A 20800-nucleotide genomic window follows, 5' to 3' on the forward strand; every position below is an offset into this window, starting at 1 on the left:
CTTCTTATCCTTTCTTAAGCTTAACCAATATAGATATTGGCTTCTGCGTAGTGAACCTCGTTACTTTTATGGTAGAGCACGCTCATTAAGAGAGTAATCGGTCCGACACGACCGGCTATCATTAGAATCATTAAGACTAAATGGCCGAAGGTACTTAATCGAGCAGTTAGATTCAAGGAAATACCGGCTGTACCAAGGGCATTCACTACTTCAAACATTAGATCTAAGGCAGCTACATGGGTTTGCGTCAAGAGCAGGAGAGAGTAACCACCGATAAACATCATAGTAAAGAAGAGGACGATCACTAGAGCCCGCTTTTGAATAACGGAAGAAATCGTTCTCCTGCGAATGATGACGTGGGAATAATTAAGTAGCTCGGAGCGGAAAGTTAGATACAAGACAGCAGCGGTTGTAACCTTTAATCCTCCGGCAGTCCCCCCGGGACCAGCCCCAATGAGTGTATGCACCATAGAGACAAACTTAGTGATAGGTTTTAGGTCATAGTAATTAACCGTTACATAGCCAGCGGTCCGCATATTGACCGAGGCAAAGAAACTATTTAGTAATTGATGAGGAAATGATAAGGTACCAATACTATAGATATTTCTGGACTCCACCGCCCAGACGAGTAGTGTCCCAGTTGTTAAGAGAATAACCGTCATCTTCAGGACTACATGGGTATGAATACTCATATTGCGGAAGGCTAGGCGTAAGGAGTAAGGCCGGTGACTTCGGTACTGCTTGAAGCGTTCATAAATTTCAAACCAAACGGCAAAACCTAGCCCACCTGCAATAACGAGAGCGCTAATAGTCAATAGAACCAAGGGGTTTTCTTGAAAGACTTCCAGGTTTTTCCCGGGAAAGTTTTGAAAGCCGGCATTGGAAAAGGCTGAAACAGCAGTGAAAATTGCATTGAAACTACCCTGCTTCCAGCCCCAACGAGGAATGAAATCCAGCATCAATATTAAGGCGCCGAGTAATTCCATTGATAAGGTAAATCGATAAATAGTCAAGAGAAAACCGGTGAAATCTTCAGAAGTGTCTCGGTTAAAGGATTCTAGAAGCATATGTTGTTCAGTGAGGGTAATTCTTTTTCTTAAGTAGTAAAGCCCCACGTTTAGGAGGGTAATAATGCCTAGACCACCAATTTGAATCAAGATCAAAGCCAGGATTTGCCCATAAATATTATAAGTCTCGTAAATCGAAACAGTAGCAAGCCCTGAGACACAGACAAGTGAGGTGGCAGTAATCAGGTGGTCAAAATAAGTCGCATCATTGGGTACTTGTAGAATGGGTAAGTTTAACAGGAAACTTCCAATCAAAGCAAGTAGGACGAAACTGCCGGTTATTTTAAGGGCGGTGTGTCCTTTAAAACGATCATTTGACACAAGGCATCCTCCTTCTAGTTTAAACTCCATTTAGTTTAACATATAATAGATGGAGATGTGATAGAATTTATCAAGAATGGAGGATCAAATGAATATCGAAATAATTACTGTAGGCAAGCTCAAAGAAAAGTATTTAAAGCAAGGAATCGCCGAATATATCAAGCGGTTAGGTGCCTATGCCAAGGTTAAGATCATTGAGGTGGCTGATGAAGCTACCGCTGAAAATATGAGTCCAGCTGAAGAAGCCATCGTTCTTGAAAAAGAAGGGGAACGTATCCTAGCTAAATTAGCCCCCGACCGTAAAGTGATTGTATTAGCCATTGAGGGCAAGCTCATTAGCTCGGAGGATCTTGCCAGCCAATTAGATCGTTATGCAACTTATGGCGACAGCAAGGTAACCTTTGTTATTGGGGGATCTTTGGGGCTTAGCCAAGCCGTCAAAGACCGCGCTGATGCATCCGTATCAATGGGAAGAATCACCTTACCTCATCAATTGATGCGCCTCGTTCTGGTAGAACAAATCTATCGTGCCTTTCGCATTATTAACGGACATGCTTATCATAAGTAAAGAATGAGCTAGAAGCTACTATTATCCTCCATCAAAAAGAGTAATTCCTCTGGAGTAGAAGTTCTTCCCATCACTTGATTACGGTGTGGGTAGCGACCGAAGCGGTCAATGATTTGCTTGTGGGATTGTTCGTATTTGAGACCTTCTTCACCCCCATATTTCTTAAATAAGTCTAGGGCTTCCTGGTGAATATCAGGTGATTCACTGTGCATAAAGGGCATAATGGCAAAGTGTTGTTCTTCTTGGCTTAAATCCTTGAATTCAACTTGGCTTAATAACTCCTGGCTGAGAATTAGGGCCATGCCATCTTGGCTGTAACTAAAGTGTGAACCCCGCATTAAATTTCTTGAAAATTGATCAAGGACAATGATTTCTGCCAAACGGCCTCGAACATCCTTCCGCCAATCACTCAGCAAGCCTTGACAGGCAGCAAGCCAAGTCTGGCCAAACTGTTCATGGATTAGCCGATCAAAATCTGGATCTTTTTGGAAACGTTTATCAGCGTTATCAGGATTAAACCAAAAATTTAGAACCTCTTGATAGGTAACTTGTGACTGTGTCATTTGAATCGACTCCTTTTGTATATGTTTACTGTAGAATATCATGCGGGCTTAATTATTAGCAAATAAGTTGAATATTACTTTACTTACTTTTGAACCTTATTGTTGACAATTGATAATGGATTAAAATAGCTATATAATTAGACAAAGTAGAGAGGTGAATAAGATGAAACTCTATGTCAAACAAAGACGATTTTCATTAAACCAAAATTTTGATGTGACTGACGGAGACGGGCACTCCCTCTACTCGGTCAAATCGGCTAAAGTATCCTTAAGAAGAAAGCAAACCATTTTAGATGGTCAAACAAAAGAAGAATTAGCCAAGGTTAAGGAACGTTTAGTCAGCCTGCGACCGACGGTAGATGTCTTGATTGCCGGTGAGAAAGTTGCTACGATCACCAAGAAATTGACGATTGGTCGAGACCAATACCAAATCAAAAACCTGAATTGGTTGGTCCAAGGGAACTTATTTGACCACCGTTATAAGATTACCCACAAGGGTCAGACCTTAGCAACAATCAACAAAAAATTATTAAGCTTATCGGATAGCTTTGTTTGTCATATCCGGAATGAAGAAGTTAATCCGGTCTTGGTTTTAGCGGTTGTCTTAGCTATTGACCTAGTACTGGATGATGAAGAAGATGATGATTAGAAATAGAGGAAGCAAAGAATGAAAAGAAATGAATGGATCCGTGAAATTATAAGTACCTTAGGTATGGTTGTCCTCATGGTGGCCGCTGTCTTATTAATACGCTGGTTTGTTATCGAGCCTTTTGTAGTTAGTGGCCGCTCGATGGAAGATACCCTGCATGACGGTGACCGGATGGTGATGTTGAAGCGTAATGAAATTGAGCGCTTTGACGTGGTAATTATGCCAGCACCAGAAGGCGATGCTTTGTACGTCAAGCGGGTAATCGGTATGCCTGGTGACCGCATCGAATACAAGGATGATAAGCTAATTCTTAACGGCAAGGCCTTGGATGAACCTTACTTAGAGCCACGCAAGAGCCAGGTTGCAGGGGACTTTACATTTGACTTTACCCTGGAAGATGTAGCTGGACAAGCGGAGGTTCCAGAAGGTTATGTCTTTGTGATGGGGGATAATCGTCAAAATTCACTAGACGGTCGTGCCTTTGGCTTCGTCAAAATAGACGACCTTCATGGGGAAGCGGATTGGATTCATTGGCCATTAGATCGCTTTGGCTTGTTAGAGAAATATGAACTGAATGAAGATGGGACACAAATAGTTAAACGTAGCTAACAGTTTACAAAAAGGCACTGGAGAATTAATTTTCTTCCAGTGCCTTTAATTTTATATAATTCTAGCCTTGTCTTTCGCTTAAGAAGCGGGTTAAGAATTCACGGGTGCGTTCATTTTGTGGGTTGTTGATGACTTGTTCTGGTATACCTTCTTCAGCGATCACACCTTGGTCCATAAAGATGACGCGCGTTGATACATCACGGGCGAAGGCCATCTCATGGGTGACTACGACCATGGTTAAACCTGTAGAGGCTAAGTAGGTCATGGTATTTAAGACTTCTCCCACCATTTCTGGATCCAAAGCAGAAGTAGGCTCATCGAAGAGTAAGACTTCAGGATCCATGGCTAGAGCGCGGGCAATGGCTACCCGTTGTTGCTGACCGCCGGATAATTGGTTGGGCTTGGCATCTTTATGAGTGGCGATGCCAACGCGGTCAAGCAATTTAAGGGCTTTGGCTTCAGCTTCTTCTTTGGAGCGTTTGAGTATCTTGATCTGACCAACTGTACAGTTATCCAGCACCGTCATATTATTGAAGAGGTTGAAGGACTGGAAGACCATGCCTACCTTGGAACGGTAGAGGTTACGGTTGAAGTTGGATTCAAGAACAGACTGTCCATGGAAGCGAATATCACCATCTGTCGGAATTTCGAGTAGGTTTAAGCAACGAAGCAAGGTGGACTTACCGGATCCGGATGAGCCGATAATACTAATCACTTCGCTTGGCTGAACCTCAAAGGAGATATCCTTTAAGACTTCATTGGATCCATAAGATTTTTTGAGATGTTGAACTTGAAGTAAGTGCTCGAACATAATTATACCTCCTTCATAGGTTGTGGATTTGTGGATGATTCAAAGACTGGAATCGGTCGATCTTCATAGAAGTGCTTCTCCAATAGGCGAATAACCCGGGTTGTGATAAAGGTTAAGACAAAGTAGATGAGCGCGGTAATGAAGAATGTTTGGAAGGTCTGGTAGGTTGAACCAGCCACTGACCGGGTGATAAAGAACAATTCGGTAACAGCAATCACATTCAAGACGGAAGTATCCTTAATATTAATAACAAATTCGTTACCAATAGAAGGCAGAATACTCTTAATCGCTTGTGGTAGAACAACTAAGGTCATGGTTTGATAATGGTTCATACCAATGGCCTTGGCTGCTTCTGTTTGTCCTTTGGAAACACCACTAATCCCGCCACGAATGACTTCAGCTAAGTAGGCTCCTGTATTAACGGATACAATAAGTAGAGCCGCGGTCATGGCTGTTAGATCAATACCAAAGAATAATTTAGAACCATAGAAAATCAGCATAGCTTGAACCATCATCGGGGTGCCACGGAATATTTCGATGTAAGCAACAATAATTAAGTCGACAATCTTAAACAAGAAATAGCCAAGAGGATTATGTTGTTTATCAACCTCGCTTGAGCGGAAGATGGCAATGGCTAGACCAATTAAGAAACCTATTAAAGTTGAAGACAAGGCAATAATTAAGGTGTTGATTGCCCCTTTGATGAATTGGCTACCAAACTGGTCCCAAATTCCCCTGACATCAGCCCAGAAGCCACCGCTTTCGCCTCGTTGGTTTAAATCTACCATATCTTGCATTAATTGGTCGCGGTCTGCCTGAGAGATATTTGCCAGAGCTTGATTGATAACAGGTGTAAGAGGAGATCCCTTACGTAAGCCCACAGAGATATCAGTTGTCACATCTTCTAAGACAAAGCCTGATCCTTCAGGGAACTCAACAAAGCTTAAGTCACTGTTAGCTGCTACAGCAGCCATGGCCCCGGGCTTTTCGGAGACATAGGCATCACTCTTGTCAGAGAGAACACTAGAAATCATGGTTGGAAAACTATCCATGGCTGTTTGTTGTTGGGCATTAGGAATTTGCGGAATCAGGTCATAGTGGAAAGTGTTTAATTGACCGGTTACTCGCGCTCCGGCCATATCCTCCAAGGACTTGGCATCAGCATAGGGACCATCTGCCCGGACTACTAGGACAATATTAGAAGCATAATAGCTGTCAGAGAAGTCGATTTGTTGTCTACGCTCAGGAGTCGGAGACATACCCGCAATGATCGCATCAATTTTTCCTGATTGAAGAGCTAGTGGCAAGCCGTCCCACTCTAATTTGACGACTTCTAGTTGCAGGCCTAGCTCATCAGCTAGTTTCTTAGCTATTTGCAGGTCATAGCCATTGGCATACTCCCCATTGGAGTTAGTAATCGGTTCGGCCCCATCACTATGACTAGCTTGAGTCCAATTGTAAGGGGCGTAATTGGCTTCCATCCCAACTCTTAAGACGCCAGGACTTTCGATACCTGCTTGAATCGCTTCTTGATTATAACTTGTTTCTTGAGCAAGACCAGTTCCTGCAGGACTGATCATCAAGAGGGCCAGCAGGATAAAAATTATTTTTTTAATGTGTGATAACATCGTTAAACCTCCTTTAGTAACTTCTTCATTCTACTGGAATTAGGGTCAGCATTCAACAGCAAAACTCAGTTGATGAGAAAATGATGAGATAGCGACTTTACTTAATTACAGATTGCTTTTAAAAGGGGAACAGGCTATAATGAATGAGAGTGTAGATCAGTAAATTGTTCTTCCTGTTTTAGAGAGTATTCGGTAGCTGAAAGAATATACAGGAGCCAGTTGAACCTGCTACAGAAACCAGTGGAGTAGCTTCCTTAACAGCTAAGAGTTGGCCGAGCTAAGTGGCAGGCAATCAAGGTGGTACCGCGGAGTAGACTGTTCTTCGTCCTTATGGATGAGAACAGTCTATTATTTTTTGGAGGGATTAGATGACAACTCGTAAGGAAAACTTTTCTAAGTGGTACTTAGAAACAATTCAAAAGGCAGACTTGATGGATTATGCGCCAGTTCGTGGGAATATTATCTTCAAGCCTGATGGCTTTGCAATCTGGGAGCAGATTCAAGATGCAATGGACCAACGGTTCAAGGAAGAAGGAGTTAGAAATGCCTACTTCCCAATGTTGATTCCAGAGTCCTTTTTTACCAAGGAAAAAGACCATATCGAAGGCTTTGCTCCTGAGCTACCATGGGTAACGGAAGCAGCTGGCGAGAAATTAGAAGAAAGATTGGCGCTGCGCCCAACTTCTGAAACAGTTATTGGGGATGCTTATTCAAGATGGATTAATTCTTATCGTGATTTACCACTTATGCTGAACCAATGGGCTAACGTCTTTCGTTGGGAAAAAAGAACCCTACCTTTCCTAAGAACTTCCGAGTTCTTGTGGCAAGAAGGACATACCGCTCACTCGACTGCCCAAGAGGCCCAAGAGAGAACTCAGACGATGTTAAGAATTTACCGGGATGTCGTCGAAAACACTTTGGCTATGCCGGTCTTCATGGGTGAAAAGACCCCATCTGAACGATTTGCCGGTGCGGAACGCACTTATTCAATTGAATCGATGATGCAGGATGGTAAGGCTGTTCAAGCGGGAACCTCTCATTATATGGGAACAAAATTTGCTGAAGCCTTTGATATCAAATTCTTGAATGAAGACAATGAACACGTCTACGCTTATACGACTTCTTGGGGAACCTCTACTCGTTTAATAGGGGCTTTAATTATGACACATGGGGATGACCAAGGATTGGTTCTACCACCAGCTGTTGCTGCCACTCAAGTGATCTTCATTCCAGTTGGCCCATGGCAAAAGAATCCTGAAATCATGGAGAAAATCAAAGAACTTCAAGATCAACTGCATGCTAAGGGCATTCGTACAACAATTGATGATACAGATAACCGTCCAGGCTTCAAATTTGCTGAAGCAGAATTACGCGGGGTACCTCTTCGGGTTGAAGTGGGACCACGAGACTTAGAAAATGGGCAAGCTATGTACAAGTTACGTGATCTAGATGACAAAGATAGCGTGGGATTTGAAGATTTTGCGGCAAGGATCCAAGATGAGTTACAAGCCATGCAAAGTCGCTTGTTAGAAACGGCTCGTGCCCGTCAAGCTGAGCATATTTACACAGATATTAATACGCTAGATGAATTAGAAGCTCATATTGAAGCCAAGACTGAAGCAGGAGAAATACCTGGCTGGGTATTAGCCGGTTGGGATGGAACTGAAGAATCAGAAGCTTTAATTAAGGAACGGACTGGCTTTACCACCCGTAATATTCCGTTTGAAGGAATGGTTGAGCCTAAGACAACTTGTATTGTCACTGGTAAACCAGCCAAAGAAACCGTATGGTTGGCTCGCGCCTACTAAGAAAAATTCAAAAAGGACATCCAACTGGGTGTCCTTTTTTTGCTGTTGAGGAGTAAATACTAGCATTTGAGGATGGAATCAGTCATGAAAGTGGGATTAAGTGATAAGATATTATAGAAAATAAGATCAGATGAGCTGGCCAACAGCTGGATCGCTTTATAAAGGAGTATAAATATGAATAAACATAAGTTACATCAAGGTCTAATAAGGATTCAGAAGAAAGTCTGGCAAATGATTGAGGAAGAATGTCTCAAGACACAAGTCTTGAAACCTCTGGGCATTGCTTCCTGTGTATCTTTAGCTTCTATTGTACTAATGAATATTTCAGGGGTAGAGGGTTCAACCGTTGAAGCCTTTTTTACTCCAAAGGTTGCTCAAGCGGAAGAAACCTGGAATAACCTGTCTAATGATCCTAATCTTCCTGGTCCTCTTTCTATAAATGACCCGTTGTTTGATACTTATTGGTATGAACTTCTCTCTAACCTTCCTGAAGATCCTAAAGAATTAGGACTAAATGACGAGAATGTTCAGGAAGCATTGAATGATTTAATCCAAAATCCTCAGATCAATCCAATTATTCCAAGGATGGCCACAGCCGTGCAACAAGCCGACACTAATTTTAATAAATTAGCTACTATATATGATCATACTTTTTTGTTAGTGGATCAATATGATTTAACTGAACAGGATCAACGGGCGCGGGAGTATCTTAGAGTTCTGATGTACTTCTTGATGGATGAAGCGATTAAGCTAGAGCCAGGTATTTCGAGAGGAAGCACCGTAAAACAAGAATGGATTCAGGCTATGAATATCTATGAAGATTGTTATTCTAGAGGAAATCTATGGTCGACAGGAATGGATGCGGTCAAGAAGTATACTGGCTTTAGTTTGTATGCAGCTAATCCAGACCGTGTAAATATATACACTGAAGCAGTAGTTTTAAAAGTTGATAATCCTTACCCTGTCTTTCAACAGGCAGGTCAAGCGGTATCCTACACTTATGACGGGGAATATGGTCATGTCGTGAAGACTGTACCGGGTAGTTCGGGGTATGAAATTATAGACCAGCCATTCTATTTAGAAGATGTCTATTAGCAAACGATGATCTTTTCTAATTGCTAAAGTATGACCAAATGATGTATTATCTGCTATAATTATCTTGTTAGTATATCATCAGGAGGAAATGTTTATGCGAGAAGTGAAGACTTGTGCTAATTCTAGAGTAGTGCATACCCGTTTAATCATGCCAAGCGAGTGTAATTCTCATGGCAATTTATTTGGAGGCCACTTGATGGCAGAGATTGACAAGGCGGCGGCTATTTCATTTATCCGTCATGGTAATGCGGTTGGGATGACGGCTTCAATGGATAGTTTGAATTTCTTGAAGCCCTTGCCTCAAGGACATTCTGTGACTATTGAAACGATTGTTTCAGGTGTGGGTTCCACTTCAGCAGAAGTATTTGCCGAGGTTGTTGGGGAAGATTTGAAGACAGGCGAACGTTATCTGGCTGCGACTGCTTTCTTGACTTTTGTATCAACAGAATTTGTGGATGGCGAACGAGTTCAAATGCCGGCCCTGCTTCCTGAAACAGAAGAGGAACTATATATTCATGCGGGTTATCCTAACCGTAAGAAGGCGCGTCTTAAAGAGCGAGAAATTCGTGAAGAATTTAATAACAAACTTATTAGTAAGCATCATATGTAATTAACTTTTAGGATGGCTAGGGCCATCCTTTTTTGGTGTGGAGATGATTGAAATAACTAGCCAGTTTATGCTACTATTGGAACATTGTAAGGAGGGGTTTGCATGCGTGTTCTAGGAGTTGACACTTCAGCAGAATACCTATCTATTTACTTGGGTCAAGGCTCGGCTCTTGACCAATTCAACCTAGTCAAACAAGTTCACAGCAAGGAAGGTCGCCAGCACGGTGTGAGCTTATTGCCAAATGTAGCCCAACTATTAGAAGAAGTAGCCTGGACCAGAGATTCAATTACTGACATAGTTGTGGGTGTAGGTCCTGGTTCTTATACGGGCTTGCGTATTGGGGTAACGATGGCTAAGGTATGGGCAGATACGGCCAGTATTTGTCTATATGGGATTTCAAGTTTGGGTCTAATGGCGGCTAATGGACCTGTTGATGAACCAGCTAAGACAGCTATTATTCCAATCATGGATGCGCGTCGCTTAAGTGCTTATTTAGGCGTTTATCAGTGGCAAAATGGGCGCTTGGTAAACTTATTAGCTGATTGCCATGTTGATTGGTTGGCCTTTCAAGATTCACTTGATCATCTTCTGACCAAAGCAGGGATTGAACGCCTTATCTTTGTCGGAGAAGGTATTGAAGATTTTATTGATTGCTTTGATTTGAACTATAGCTATGAGTACCTAAGTGGTAATCAATCGCTGGCTAATTTTGACCAAGGCTTAGCAAGCGGACTCGCTCAACTGGCTGATCAACCTGGTTACTTGAATCCGAATTATGCCCATGCGACATTAGCCGAACAAGAATGGGCCCAAAAACACAACAAAGAAATAGCGGACGATAAGACTAATGAAGCATTTATTGACAGACATTCTTAATCTACTCAGTCAACCGGCTTTGAAGGAAGAAGGTATCACTTCCCGACAAGCCATTATTAGACAATTAACTGATTTTGCCCTACCCACGATTCCCCTTGATGACTATGGTATATCTTACGCTTCTTTTGAAGATATTGAAGCCATTATGGCCCTCCAGGAGCTTGCCTACGAAGGTTTTATTGCCTGGTATCAAAAAGATTTCGAACGAGATTTCCAGCGCAATCCATATGGTGTCTACATTATCGTGAGGCATCAGGATCAGCTCATTGCCATGATTAGTGGACGGTGCCGGGCTAAGGGAAGTCATATCAGTCATCTGCTAGTTCATCCTAACTATCAAGGGCAAGGTCTAGGCAGCTTGCTTTTAAATACCTGGCTTGCTTTGAATGGTTACTTACGGATTCCTAAAGTGACCTTAGAAGTTCGACAATCCAACCTAAAAGCTCAAGCCCTATACCGTGCACACCAATTTATTAAGATTAAGACCAAGTATCATTACTATGACGATAATCTAGAGAATGCTTATGAAATGATTCATTATATTAGGGAAGGTCATGATTATCTTGCAAGTTAAGTACCGGCCAGCTATTCAATTAAGTGACTCAGAGCAAGAGACGATACTCTCCTGGCAGGCCTTGAATTGGAGTAAGAAGGTTCAAGTGGCAGATTTTGAAAATGCTAATGCTCATTATCTACTTCTGACTCATTCCACACAGATGATTGGATTTGTCTCCTACCACAATCTATTTGGAGATTGGAGCGTGAATCAAGTATTTCTATTACCTGCATTTCGCGGTCAGTCCTTGAGTTATTATTTGTTGGAAGCGTTAATTGAGCGCTTTAATGAAGAAGCTGGGGAACAAATTTATTTGGAAGTGAGAGAGTCTAATATGCCAGCCGTTCGATTGTATGAACGGTCAGGCTTTAGAGTTATATCAAGACGGCCGAATTATTATAAGGAGCCCTTGGAGGATGCCTTGGTAATGATCTATAAGAGAGGAGTTCAGTGATGGCAATTAATGAATCAAGTTTAATTCTAGCGATTGAATCGTCTTGTGATGAGACAAGTGTTGCTGTAATTGAGAATGGATCAATCATCCGCTCCAATATTGTGGCTTCACAAATTAAGAGCCACCAGCGTTTCGGTGGCGTAGTTCCAGAAGTGGCCAGTCGTCACCATGTCGAACAGATTAGTCAAGTCCTCGACTTAGCCTTAGATGAAGCGGAACTGAGTATAGAGGCTGTTGATGCGATTGCGGTGACTCAAGGACCTGGTTTGGTTGGAGCACTTCTGGTTGGTATCACAGCTGCTAAGACCTTAGCTTTTGTACACCAAAAGCCTCTCATTGGCGTCAATCACTTAGCAGGACATATCTATGCGAGTCAATTAGTCACCCCCCTCCGCTTTCCCTTGATTGCCTTGGTGGTCAGTGGTGGCCATACGGAATTAGTCTATATGCCTAAGGATGGCTGCTTTGAAGTGATTGGTGAGACCCAGGATGATGCAGTAGGGGAGGCCTATGATAAGGTGGGACGTATTCTTGACCTTCCTTATCCAGCTGGTAAATATCTAGATCAACTAGCTCAAGAAGGGCAAGATACCTATTCTATACCACGGGCTATGATCCATGAAGAGAATCTGGACTTTAGTTTTAGTGGGATGAAGTCAGCTGTCATGAATTTGGTCCATAATGCTAATCAACGAGGCGAAACGGTTAACCAGGCGGATCTTGCCACTAGCTTTCAATCAGCAGCGGTCGAAGTTCTAACGGATAAGGCGCGCCGGGCTCTGGAAGCTCATCCGGAAGTACAACAATTTATTCTTGCTGGGGGTGTAGCAGCTAACTCCGGTTTAAGAGGGAGTCTGACCGATTTATTGGCCCGCTTCCCTAAAGTTGAATTGACAATTCCTCCTCTATCCTTGTGTGGGGATAATGCAGCCATGATTGGTGCAGCTGCTGACTACTTGTACCGAGAAGGTCAGTTTAGTGATCTGGCCATGAATGCTCATCCAGGGCAAGCGATTGATGAACCCTTCAGATCTTAAAAATATCAACAAATAAGAAACCGTCTTAAGTCTACGAGAGACTTGAGACGGTTTTACTGTATATCATGATTGATTAAGATGAGGATACATATCGAGGAAAGATTCTAATTCTAGACTGGCCTCTTCCCAATCATTCAAAGCTAGTTCCTGTTGCTCCTGGGCTTTAAGTAGGTCTTGGTGATGTTTAGAAATTCCGGCCATATCATTAGTGTTTGAAGCTTCTAGTAAGGCTTGGTTTAATTGTTCAATAGTTTCTTCCAGTTGATCATTGTCCTGGAGAGCTTGATCAACCCTTTTTTGTAGTTGTTTGAAGCGCCGGTTGACTTGTTTATTTTCTTCATAGGAGAGCTGGTTGGCGGATTTTTCCTTGTCAGGGGTTGGGCTAGTAGGAAGCTCATCTACTAGGTCATTATTGGCTTGCATTTCAGCGAGTTCAGCTTTCTTGCTCGTGTAATAGTCATAATCCCCCAGATAGAGAGTCGAGCCTGTTGGGCCAATTTCTAATACGTGAGTAGCAATTCGATTGATGAAATACCGGTCGTGTGAGACAAAAAGTAAGGTACCGTTGAAGTCAATCAGAGCATCTTCAAGTACTTCCTTACTGGAGATGTCTAAGTGGTTGGTCGGCTCATCCAGAAGTAAGGTGTTGTCATGCTCTGTTGCCAGTAAAGCTAGAGCTAGACGGGCCTTCTCGCCACCGGATAACATGGATACTTTTTTCTCAACGGTCTCCCCGCTAAATAGAAAGCTTCCCAAGATAGAACGGACCTTCCATTCATCCGTTGTATCTTGTGCTTGCCATAAAGTCTCAAGCACCGTTAGATTCTCATTTAAGTGGTTGACATTTTGATCATAGTAACCAATAGAGACATTTGTTCCAATATGCACTTCACCAGCTAGCGGGGTTAGCTGACCGATTAAGGTCTTCAAAAAGGTTGATTTCCCCACACCATTGGGCCCAACAATAGCTACTGCTTGCTGCCGTCTTAAGTCCAAGTTCAAATGGCAGGCAATAGGATCTAAGTTACTTGAATAGCCGACGGCCAAGTCGTCAGCTGCAATCACTTGATCGCCAGAATCAAGCTCAGCGGAGAATTGGATACGAGGTGCTTTGTCGTCTTGGCGCGGCTTTTCAATCTTATCCATGCGTTCCAATTGTTTGCGTCGACTTTGGGCGCGCTTGGTTGTGGAAGCTCTAGCCAAGTTCCGATCAACAAAGTCTTGTAATTTATGGATTTCAACTTGTTGCTTCTCATAGGCTTGCCATTCTTGCTGCAATCGAAGGTCCCTTTCTTTTAAGAAGAAATCATAGTTGCCCTTGTAGATGTGAGAGGTTTGATTGCGTAGTTCGATGACTTGGTTGGCTACTCGGTTAAGGAAGTAGCGGTCGTGAGAGACAATTAATAGAGCTCCGCGGTAGCCTTGAAGATAACCTTCCAGCCAAGTTAAGGTCTCCATATCTAAGTGGTTAGTGGGCTCATCTAAGATTAATAAGTCATAGTCCATCAACAAGATTCGAGCTAAGGCTAGGCGGGTCTTTTGGCCACCTGATAAAGATTGGACGGGAGTATCATAATCCTCTTCATAGAAGCGGAAACCATGGAGAACCGTGCGGATATCTGATTCAACCGCATAGGCATTCCGGCGATTAAGCTCTTCTTGTAGTTGATCATAGCGGTCTAAGGCTTCTTGATAAGCCTTTGATTCAGGATCCACTGATAGATCGGCCACAGTTTGAGCGGCCTCTTCTGTTTGTTCTCTAAGGGTTAGTGCCTCTTGGAAAACTGCCAGCATCTCCTCCCAAATGGTTAGGTCAGAGTCAATGGCTACGTGTTGTTCCAAATAACCAATGCGGATGTCTTTGGCTAAGGTAATTTCTCCTTTTGAGATGGGTTCGGTCTTCATAATTTGGCTAATTAAGGTTGATTTACCGGCGCCATTACGACCGACAAGAGCAATTCGGTCATGGGTTTGAATATTGAAATTAACGTCCTGGTATAAGACTTGCTCACCAAACAAGCGAGCTAAATTATTTGCTTGCAGTAAAATCATTTACTTGCTCCTATTCTAAATCGTGCTGGTATCATTATAACATGAATCACTGAACTGCCTAGTCATTAGTAGATCTTATCAGAAGGAAATCAGGTATAATAAAAAAAGAACGGAGGGATGACATGGATCAGCTTAAGTTTCACGATATGTTAATTAGTTTCTTGCCTGCTACGCGCTTTAAAGTGGATGCTGGGTCTACATTCGGTCCAGTAGCTAAAGCGGTTTGGTCCAAATTGGTCGAAGTGGATGACCTGGACCGAATGGATTCGGTGACCAGCCCGATGCTCATCCAGTATCAAGCGGTGAATTATTTAATAGATACTGGCCATGGAACCAGTAAAATGAGTGAAAAAAGTAAAAATATTACTGGCTTAAAAGAAGAAACCCAATTATTTAATTCACTAAAGGCTTTAAACTTACAAGCTGAAGATATTGATTATATATTAATGACTCATATGCACGATGATCACGCGGGTGGCCTAACCAAGAGAGAAGGGGAACACATTGTCTCTAGCTTCCCTAATGCCAAAATTATAGTTAGTCAAAAAGAGTGGGAGGCGGTCCAGCATCCTAATTTGCGGACTAGGGGAACCTATCTAGAAGATAATTGGCGTCCTGTAAGAGACCAAGTTCATACCTTCAATGAAACAATGGAACTCGCTCCCGGTCTCAAAATGATTTGCACCGGAGGTCATTCGCCTGGACATTCTATTATTCTACTTGAGCAAGCAGGTGAGACCTTGATTCACTTGGCTGATCACCTTCAATCGCCACTTCAAGCTAAACCCCAATGGGTCACCGGCTTCGATGATTATCCTATGGATGTCCTAGAGTCCAAGAAGTATTGGTTAGACCAAGCCTTACCCAATGGGTGGGGGTGCCTTCTCTATCATGATCCAAATTACACAATGGTAAAGCTGGACCCTGATAGTTTGGCAGTGATTGATCATCAAGCCAGAACACTCAAATCGTGATGTATTCACCAATTAATTGATTTGAACATATATTTGTCTAGTTTAGCTTGTGAAATTGTGCTATAATCTACTAGATTAATAAATTAATTCTAAATAAGGAGCTAAACTATGGATAAATCGAGAGAAATACCACGCGCGACAGCCTTGCGTCTTCCGATTTACCGTCGTTATTTAAGTTATTTGCAGAACGCAGGCAAGAAGCGCGTTTCTTCAACCGAATTGAGTGATGCGGTAAAGGTGGACAGTGCAACCATTAGGCGTGACTTTTCTTATTTTGGTGCCCTAGGTAAACGGGGCTATGGTTACGATGTGGACTATTTATTGGATTTCTTAACTAAAATTCTCAATCAAGACCGTCTGACATCAGTTGGATTGATCGGGGTAGGTAATTTAGGACATGCGCTTCTCAATTACAACTTTCGCAAGAATAGTAATGTAAGAATAGGTGCAGCTTTTGACGTTAATCCTGAAATTGCAGGGACCATTCAATCTGGTATTCCTGTGTATTCGATGGATGAATTGGAAGAACAGATGGAACAACAGGCCATCGAAATTATGATTTTAACCATTCCAGAACAACATGCTGATGATGTCGTTGACCGACTCATTCAAGCAGGAATTAAAGGAATCTTGAATTTTACTCCTCTTCGATTTGAAGTTCCTCACGGCGTTCGCGTCCAAAACGTGGATTTGACCAATGAGCTTCAAACCTTAATTTATTTTATCGATTCCAACATTGATGGTGGAGATAACTAATTTTAAGCAGCTTCGGCTGCTTTTTTTGTTGGTTATTAGCGTTATCTCGCTGTTTTTTTAATCTTTTTATCAAAAGCGAGCAAAAACTCTTGCATTTTTGACCAATTTAGACTATTATAATAATCAAGGTTAGCACTCATTGAATAAGAGTGCTAATTTATAACAAATACAATAACTTTTTTAGATTATGATGGAGGGATATCATGTTAAAACCATTAGGTAAACGTGTTGTAATCAAAGTTGCTGAAGCAGAAGAAACAACAGCTAGCGGCTTTGTCTTACCAAGCTCAGCGCAAGAAAAGGAACAATTAGGAGAAATTGTTGCGGTAGGTCCAGATATTGAACCTAAAGACGGCGTTGCAGTTGGCGATACTGTTTATTATAAGTCTTATGCTGGAACAACTATTGAATACGAAGGACAAGAGTATTTAATCTCAGAGCACAAGGACTTGCTAGCAGTTGTTGAATAGTTAAATCCTGATCATCTGTTATCGACTATTATTGAAGTAAGAAGGAGAAGATAAATATATGGCTAAAGATTTAAAATTTTCTGAAGATGCTCGTGCTGCTTTATTGCGTGGGGTTGACATTCTAGCGGATACAGTTAAGACAACTATTGGTCCAAAAGGACGCAATGTCGTATTAGATCAACAATTTGGATCACCAACTATTACTAACGACGGGGTAACCATTGCGCGTGAAATTGAACTTGAAGATCGTTTCGAGAACATGGGAGCTCAATTGGTCTTAGAGGTTGCTTCTAAGACGAATGATGTGGCTGGGGACGGTACAACAACAGCAACAGTACTAACTCAAGCGATTGCTCGTGAAGGAATGAAGAACGTAACAGCAGGAGCTAATCCAGTTGGTATCCGTCGCGGGATTGAAAAGGCAACCCAAGCTGCAGTTGATGCACTTCAAGAACAGTCGCAACCTGTTGCTTCAAAAGAAGCGATTGCTCAAGTAGCAGCTGTATCATCTGGTGATGAAAATATTGGACAACTGATTGCTGATGCAATGGAAAAAGTAGGTCAAGATGGTGTAATCACAATTGAAGAGTCTCAATCCATTGAAACAGATATGTCTGTAGTAGAAGGAATGCAATTTGACCGTGGTTACTTGTCTCAATATATGGTAACTGATAATGAAAAAATGGTGGCTGAATTAGAAAATCCATTAATTTTCATTACGGATCGTAAGATCTCTAACATTCAAGATATTCTACCATTGCTTGAAAATGTCATGCAGTCTAGTCGCCCATTACTAATCATCGCTGAAGACCTAGAAGGTGAAGCCTTACCAACCTTAGTCTTGAATAAACTACGCGGAACTTTAAATGTTGTCGCTGTTAAAGCGCCTGGGTTTGGTGACCGTCGTAAAGCCATGTTAGAAGATATCGCAACTCTAACTGGTGCAACTGTTATTTCTGAAGAATTAGGCTTCGAATTAGCAGACGCTACACCTGATCATTTAGGTACTGCTGGTAAGGTAACCATTACTAAGGATGATACAACGATCATTGAAGGTGGTGGCGATAAAGAGGCGATCGATAACCGTGTGAAATTGATTCGCGCTCAAGCGGAAGATACAACTTCTGATTATGACCGTGAAAAATTACAAGAACGCTTAGCTAAATTAGCAGGTGGAGTTGCGGTGATCCGCGTTGGTGCAGCAACTGAAACTGAGCAAAAAGAGCGTCAACTACGCATTGAAGATGCCCTTAACGCGACTCGCGCTGCCGTTGAAGAAGGAATTGTACCAGGTGGTGGTACGGCTCTTGTTAATGTTCAAAAAGCAGTGGATGCTATTGAAACTGAAACAGATGATGAAGCGACAGGTGTGAAAATTGTTGTCCGTGCTTTAGAAGAGCCGGTTCGTCAAATTGCAGCCAATGCTGGTAAAGAACCTTCAGTGATTGTAGATAAATTAAGAAATTCAGGGGCTGGATTAGGATATAACGCAGCAACGGATGAATTTGAAGACATGATTGAGTCAGGTATCGTTGATCCTACTAAGGTAACACGTACTGCCTTACAAAATGCCTCATCAGTAGCTTCCCTACTCTTAACAACAGAAGCAGTGGTTGCTAATATTCCTGAAAAAGAACCTGCCATGGATCCAACCGGTGGCATGGGCGGAATGGGTATGATGTAATAAGCCAAGAAAGCACCTTCGGGTGCTTTTTTATTTAGTCAATGCCCCCTTGCTTTTCTATTCGATATGAGCTATAATCATCTTTGTAGTCTTAAGGGGGCGTAGCTCAGTTGGGAGAGCGCTACACTGGCAGTGTAGAGGTCGTCGGTTCAAGCCCGATCGTCTCCATAATTGAATCAAGCTTAATAAACGATCGCATTTAGCGATCGTTTTTTTATTTATCATTCTCTATAAAAAACGTGCCAGCAACTGAAGTGCTGGCACGTTGGAGATAAAAGATCATCATTATTTAAGATAAAATTTATCGTTTTTGTTTCCTTTATTGAAGTAGCTAAATCCTTGACCGGTGACATCTTGAATATCCATAATACTTACAAAGGCGCGTTCGTCAATCTTGTCAATCACTCGCCGGATGGCAATGACTTGGTAACGGTTGACTACACAGTAAAGGACATCAGACTGTTTTTTAGAATAATAGCCGTGAGCATGAAGAACAGTTACGCCCCGACCGATTTCATTGACAACAGCATGAGCAATTTCTTCATGTTTGCTGGAAATAATAAAGATAGCCTTACGCCGGTTTAATCCTTCAGTAAAGATATTGATGACGTTAGCTGAGACGAAGATCATCATGATGGTTACAATGGTTAATTCAACAGTTAAAGTATATAAAGAGGCAAGAATAACGAGACAGTTCAATAGGAAGACAGCTGCTGAAAAGTTCATTCCTAAGTATTTCTGCATCAACATTGCGATAATGTCACTACCAGCGGTTGTGCCATGCCCTCTTAAAACGAGTCCCATTCCAATTCCTGTTAAGACACCCCCAGCAACGGCAGTAATGATTAAATTATCTGAGTGGAAAACAGGCGGATGAACAATATCAAGGAAAAGTGATATCCAAAAAAGACTGACGATGGTTAGGATAATGGTCCGCTTATCGATAAAACGTAAGCCGATAATTAATAATACCAAGTTGATACCCAAGTTCATAATAGAAACAGGTATCTGGAAGACATAGTAGAGTAGTACTGAAATCCCGGTTACTCCACCCGTTGTGAATGAGTTTGGCAGTATAAAAGCGTTCATTCCTACACAATAAATGAGACTGCCTATTGTAATTAGGAACAAAGAGAACAGGGCCTCCTGCCAGGTCATATCCAATGCTTTAAGCAATTAATTTTACCTCTTTTCTGTTGTTTAAAAATTGATGTTGCCATTACGACTCATATTCTATTACTAACAATAAGCCTTTTCAAGAAGAATCAGTGTATTTTTTAAAGGACAATATTAAGGCTATTGACTTTTAAAATTCGTCTTGACATTCACGATCAATCAGCTATAATACAGATAATTTCAAGCAATTGTTTTAATTATGTTCCGTGAAGCATAGAAGCAATTCCAGTCGGTGGCCCTAGTAAATAATGGGGTCTATCTTGGTGTGGATTCAAGCCTTTCACGGAATGTGAGAGGCTTTTTTTGAGGGGAGAGTTTATGGATCAATCAAAACCAATCGTTGCCTTAGACTTTGAAACGGTGGATGAAGTAGTTGAATTTATGGCGAAGTTTCAAGGACAATCCTTGAATGTAAAGGTGGGGATGGAACTTTACTATCTGGCAGGTCAGACTGTGGTCGATCAATTGATCCAAGCAGGTCATGACGTCTTCCTGGATTTGAAGTTACATGATATTCCCAATACGGTGAAGCGAGCTATGACTCAATTAGCCAAGAAAAACGTAGGCATGGTGAATGTCCATGCTAATGGTGGCCATATAATGATGGAAGCCGCATTAGAAGGCTTGCAGGCGGGCGTCGAACCAGGAGAAGATCGGCCCTTGTTAATTGCAGTTACCCAATTAACATCAACCAGCCCAGCCATACTGGAGCAGGATCAGCAAGTCAAGGTAGCTTTGGCAGAGAATGTGGTCCATCTTGCTAGACTAGCCCAACAATCAGGTCTAGATGGGGTGGTCTGTTCAGCTCAAGAAGTACCAATGATTAAGGCCGCCTGTGGCAAGGACTTCCTAACAGTGACTCCCGGTATTCGACCAGCTGACAGCCAGCCTGATGATCAAGTTCGGATTACGACTCCTGGTCAAGCTAGAGAGCTCGGAAGCGACTATATTGTTGTGGGTAGACCAATCACTCAAGCTAAAGATTCAAAAAGTGCCTATCGATCAATCAACCAAGAATGGAATCAGAAAGGATAAT

Annotated in this window: 21 protein-coding genes and 1 tRNA gene; 16 read left to right on the forward strand and 6 right to left on the reverse strand. The window is 42.1% G+C overall.

Annotated elements, in window-relative coordinates; all coding sequences use genetic code 11:
• Window positions 1-20: 20 nt before the first annotated feature.
• Window positions 21-1388, reverse strand: coding sequence for a TrkH family potassium uptake protein (locus T408_RS0101515; RefSeq protein ID WP_051444719.1), 1368 nt, complete (start codon window positions 1386-1388; stop codon window positions 21-23).
• A gap of 88 nt (window positions 1389-1476) precedes the next feature.
• Between T408_RS0101515 and rlmH the strand changes: the two genes are divergently transcribed.
• On the forward strand, window positions 1477-1956 hold the full coding sequence (rlmH, locus tag T408_RS0101520) for a 23S rRNA (pseudouridine(1915)-N(3))-methyltransferase RlmH (protein WP_028118382.1): 480 nt from the start codon (window positions 1477-1479) through the stop codon (window positions 1954-1956).
• 8 nt (window positions 1957-1964) lie between these two features.
• Here rlmH and T408_RS0101525 read toward each other — a convergent pair whose 3' ends face one another.
• Window positions 1965-2519 carry a DUF924 family protein gene (locus tag T408_RS0101525; protein ID WP_035419754.1) on the reverse strand — a complete coding sequence of 185 codons (555 nt, stop codon included), beginning with the start codon at window positions 2517-2519 and terminating at the stop codon, window positions 1965-1967.
• A gap of 163 nt (window positions 2520-2682) precedes the next feature.
• On the opposite strand from T408_RS0101525, the gene T408_RS0101530 reads away from it, so the two are divergent.
• Entirely contained in the window at window positions 2683-3168 is a 486-nt protein-coding gene (locus tag T408_RS0101530; protein ID WP_028118384.1) for an LURP-one-related/scramblase family protein, read from the forward strand.
• A gap of 18 nt (window positions 3169-3186) precedes the next feature.
• Complete coding sequence (gene lepB / locus T408_RS0101535; protein ID WP_028118385.1) at window positions 3187-3777, forward strand: signal peptidase I; 591 nt, start codon at window positions 3187-3189, stop codon at window positions 3775-3777.
• A 61-nt stretch (window positions 3778-3838) separates the two neighbouring features.
• Here lepB and T408_RS0101540 read toward each other — a convergent pair whose 3' ends face one another.
• Window positions 3839-4588, reverse strand: a complete 750-nt coding sequence (locus tag T408_RS0101540; protein WP_028118386.1) for an amino acid ABC transporter ATP-binding protein — start codon at window positions 4586-4588, stop codon at window positions 3839-3841.
• A gap of 2 nt (window positions 4589-4590) precedes the next feature.
• Complete coding sequence (locus T408_RS0101545) at window positions 4591-6216, reverse strand: ABC transporter permease subunit (RefSeq protein ID WP_028118387.1); 1626 nt, start codon at window positions 6214-6216, stop codon at window positions 4591-4593.
• Between the two features lie 368 nt (window positions 6217-6584).
• On the opposite strand from T408_RS0101545, the gene proS reads away from it, so the two are divergent.
• From proS to tsaD, 7 genes are all read left to right on the forward strand, one after another.
• Entirely contained in the window at window positions 6585-8024 is a 1440-nt protein-coding gene (proS, locus tag T408_RS0101550; protein WP_028118388.1) for a proline--tRNA ligase, read from the forward strand.
• Window positions 8025-8198: 174 nt separating this feature from the next.
• Entirely contained in the window at window positions 8199-9119 is a 921-nt protein-coding gene (locus T408_RS0101555; RefSeq protein WP_028118389.1) for a hypothetical protein, read from the forward strand.
• A gap of 94 nt (window positions 9120-9213) precedes the next feature.
• Entirely contained in the window at window positions 9214-9729 is a 516-nt protein-coding gene (locus tag T408_RS0101560) for an acyl-CoA thioesterase (RefSeq protein WP_028118390.1), read from the forward strand.
• A 102-nt stretch (window positions 9730-9831) separates the two neighbouring features.
• On the forward strand, window positions 9832-10605 hold the full coding sequence (gene tsaB / locus T408_RS11635) for a tRNA (adenosine(37)-N6)-threonylcarbamoyltransferase complex dimerization subunit type 1 TsaB (protein WP_051444720.1): 774 nt from the start codon (window positions 9832-9834) through the stop codon (window positions 10603-10605).
• A complete protein-coding gene (rimI, locus tag T408_RS10475; protein WP_051444721.1) occupies window positions 10577-11179 on the forward strand; it encodes a ribosomal protein S18-alanine N-acetyltransferase in 603 nt (200 codons plus the stop codon). Before tsaB ends, rimI (T408_RS10475) begins: the two co-directional genes overlap by 29 nt.
• The gene (gene rimI, locus T408_RS10480; protein WP_051444722.1) at window positions 11160-11615 is read left to right on the forward strand and encodes a ribosomal protein S18-alanine N-acetyltransferase; all 456 of its coding nucleotides are present in this window, start codon (window positions 11160-11162) and stop codon (window positions 11613-11615) included. Before rimI (T408_RS10475) ends, rimI (T408_RS10480) begins: the two co-directional genes overlap by 20 nt.
• The gene (gene tsaD / locus T408_RS0101580) at window positions 11615-12652 is read left to right on the forward strand and encodes a tRNA (adenosine(37)-N6)-threonylcarbamoyltransferase complex transferase subunit TsaD (RefSeq protein WP_211230819.1); all 1038 of its coding nucleotides are present in this window, start codon (window positions 11615-11617) and stop codon (window positions 12650-12652) included. The genes rimI (T408_RS10480) and tsaD overlap by 1 nt, the downstream gene beginning before the upstream one ends.
• Window positions 12653-12715: 63 nt before the next feature.
• Here tsaD and T408_RS0101585 read toward each other — a convergent pair whose 3' ends face one another.
• On the reverse strand, window positions 12716-14704 hold the full coding sequence (locus tag T408_RS0101585; RefSeq protein ID WP_028118392.1) for an ABC-F family ATP-binding cassette domain-containing protein: 1989 nt from the start codon (window positions 14702-14704) through the stop codon (window positions 12716-12718).
• Between the two features lie 122 nt (window positions 14705-14826).
• On the opposite strand from T408_RS0101585, the gene T408_RS0101590 reads away from it, so the two are divergent.
• The 5 genes from T408_RS0101590 to T408_RS0101610 all read left to right on the forward strand — a co-directional run bounded on the left by T408_RS0101590 (window position 14827) and on the right by T408_RS0101610 (window position 18756).
• Entirely contained in the window at window positions 14827-15678 is an 852-nt protein-coding gene (locus T408_RS0101590; RefSeq protein WP_028118393.1) for an MBL fold metallo-hydrolase, read from the forward strand.
• A gap of 108 nt (window positions 15679-15786) precedes the next feature.
• The gene (locus tag T408_RS0101595; protein ID WP_028118394.1) at window positions 15787-16434 is read left to right on the forward strand and encodes a redox-sensing transcriptional repressor Rex; all 648 of its coding nucleotides are present in this window, start codon (window positions 15787-15789) and stop codon (window positions 16432-16434) included.
• A 203-nt stretch (window positions 16435-16637) separates the two neighbouring features.
• Entirely contained in the window at window positions 16638-16904 is a 267-nt protein-coding gene (locus T408_RS0101600) for a co-chaperone GroES (RefSeq protein ID WP_028118395.1), read from the forward strand.
• A 58-nt stretch (window positions 16905-16962) separates the two neighbouring features.
• Window positions 16963-18588, forward strand: coding sequence for a chaperonin GroEL (gene groL / locus T408_RS0101605; RefSeq protein WP_028118396.1), 1626 nt, complete (start codon window positions 16963-16965; stop codon window positions 18586-18588).
• Window positions 18589-18683: 95 nt separating this feature from the next.
• Window positions 18684-18756 (forward strand) — tRNA-Ala (locus tag T408_RS0101610).
• A 117-nt stretch (window positions 18757-18873) separates the two neighbouring features.
• Here the strand turns inward: T408_RS0101610 and T408_RS0101615 are convergent.
• Window positions 18874-19764 carry a YitT family protein gene (locus tag T408_RS0101615; protein WP_084543860.1) on the reverse strand — a complete coding sequence of 297 codons (891 nt, stop codon included), beginning with the start codon at window positions 19762-19764 and terminating at the stop codon, window positions 18874-18876.
• A gap of 318 nt (window positions 19765-20082) precedes the next feature.
• On the opposite strand from T408_RS0101615, the gene pyrF reads away from it, so the two are divergent.
• On the forward strand, window positions 20083-20799 hold the full coding sequence (pyrF, locus tag T408_RS0101620; RefSeq protein WP_028118398.1) for an orotidine-5'-phosphate decarboxylase: 717 nt from the start codon (window positions 20083-20085) through the stop codon (window positions 20797-20799).
• Window position 20800 lies beyond the last annotated feature (1 nt).

Source organism: Hutsoniella sourekii ATCC 700629 (assembly GCF_000518205.1).
In the GTDB taxonomy this organism is placed as follows: Bacteria; Bacillota; Bacilli; order Lactobacillales; family Aerococcaceae; genus Hutsoniella; species Hutsoniella sourekii.

Excerpts from the sequence above, each read along its gene's own strand:
- rlmH (WP_028118382.1), top strand. The coding sequence starts at position 1,477 with ATGAATATCGAAATAATTACTGTAGGCAAGCTCAAAGAAAAGTATTTA.
- T408_RS0101525 (WP_035419754.1), bottom strand. The coding sequence starts at position 2,519 with ATGACACAGTCACAAGTTACCTATCAAGAGGTTCTAAATTTTTGGTTT.
- T408_RS0101530 (WP_028118384.1), top strand. The coding sequence starts at position 2,683 with ATGAAACTCTATGTCAAACAAAGACGATTTTCATTAAACCAAAATTTT.
- lepB (WP_028118385.1), top strand. The coding sequence starts at position 3,187 with ATGAAAAGAAATGAATGGATCCGTGAAATTATAAGTACCTTAGGTATG.
- T408_RS0101540 (WP_028118386.1), bottom strand. The coding sequence starts at position 4,588 with ATGTTCGAGCACTTACTTCAAGTTCAACATCTCAAAAAATCTTATGGA.
- T408_RS0101545 (WP_028118387.1), bottom strand. The coding sequence starts at position 6,216 with ATGTTATCACACATTAAAAAAATAATTTTTATCCTGCTGGCCCTCTTG.
- proS (WP_028118388.1), top strand. The coding sequence starts at position 6,585 with ATGACAACTCGTAAGGAAAACTTTTCTAAGTGGTACTTAGAAACAATT.
- T408_RS0101555 (WP_028118389.1), top strand. The coding sequence starts at position 8,199 with ATGAATAAACATAAGTTACATCAAGGTCTAATAAGGATTCAGAAGAAA.
- T408_RS0101560 (WP_028118390.1), top strand. The coding sequence starts at position 9,214 with ATGCGAGAAGTGAAGACTTGTGCTAATTCTAGAGTAGTGCATACCCGT.
- tsaB (WP_051444720.1), top strand. The coding sequence starts at position 9,832 with ATGCGTGTTCTAGGAGTTGACACTTCAGCAGAATACCTATCTATTTAC.
- rimI (WP_051444721.1), top strand. The coding sequence starts at position 10,577 with ATGAAGCATTTATTGACAGACATTCTTAATCTACTCAGTCAACCGGCT.
- rimI (WP_051444722.1), top strand. The coding sequence starts at position 11,160 with ATGATTATCTTGCAAGTTAAGTACCGGCCAGCTATTCAATTAAGTGAC.
- tsaD (WP_211230819.1), top strand. The coding sequence starts at position 11,615 with ATGGCAATTAATGAATCAAGTTTAATTCTAGCGATTGAATCGTCTTGT.
- T408_RS0101585 (WP_028118392.1), bottom strand. The coding sequence starts at position 14,704 with ATGATTTTACTGCAAGCAAATAATTTAGCTCGCTTGTTTGGTGAGCAA.
- T408_RS0101590 (WP_028118393.1), top strand. The coding sequence starts at position 14,827 with ATGGATCAGCTTAAGTTTCACGATATGTTAATTAGTTTCTTGCCTGCT.
- T408_RS0101595 (WP_028118394.1), top strand. The coding sequence starts at position 15,787 with ATGGATAAATCGAGAGAAATACCACGCGCGACAGCCTTGCGTCTTCCG.
- T408_RS0101600 (WP_028118395.1), top strand. The coding sequence starts at position 16,638 with ATGTTAAAACCATTAGGTAAACGTGTTGTAATCAAAGTTGCTGAAGCA.
- groL (WP_028118396.1), top strand. The coding sequence starts at position 16,963 with ATGGCTAAAGATTTAAAATTTTCTGAAGATGCTCGTGCTGCTTTATTG.
- pyrF (WP_028118398.1), top strand. The coding sequence starts at position 20,083 with ATGGATCAATCAAAACCAATCGTTGCCTTAGACTTTGAAACGGTGGAT.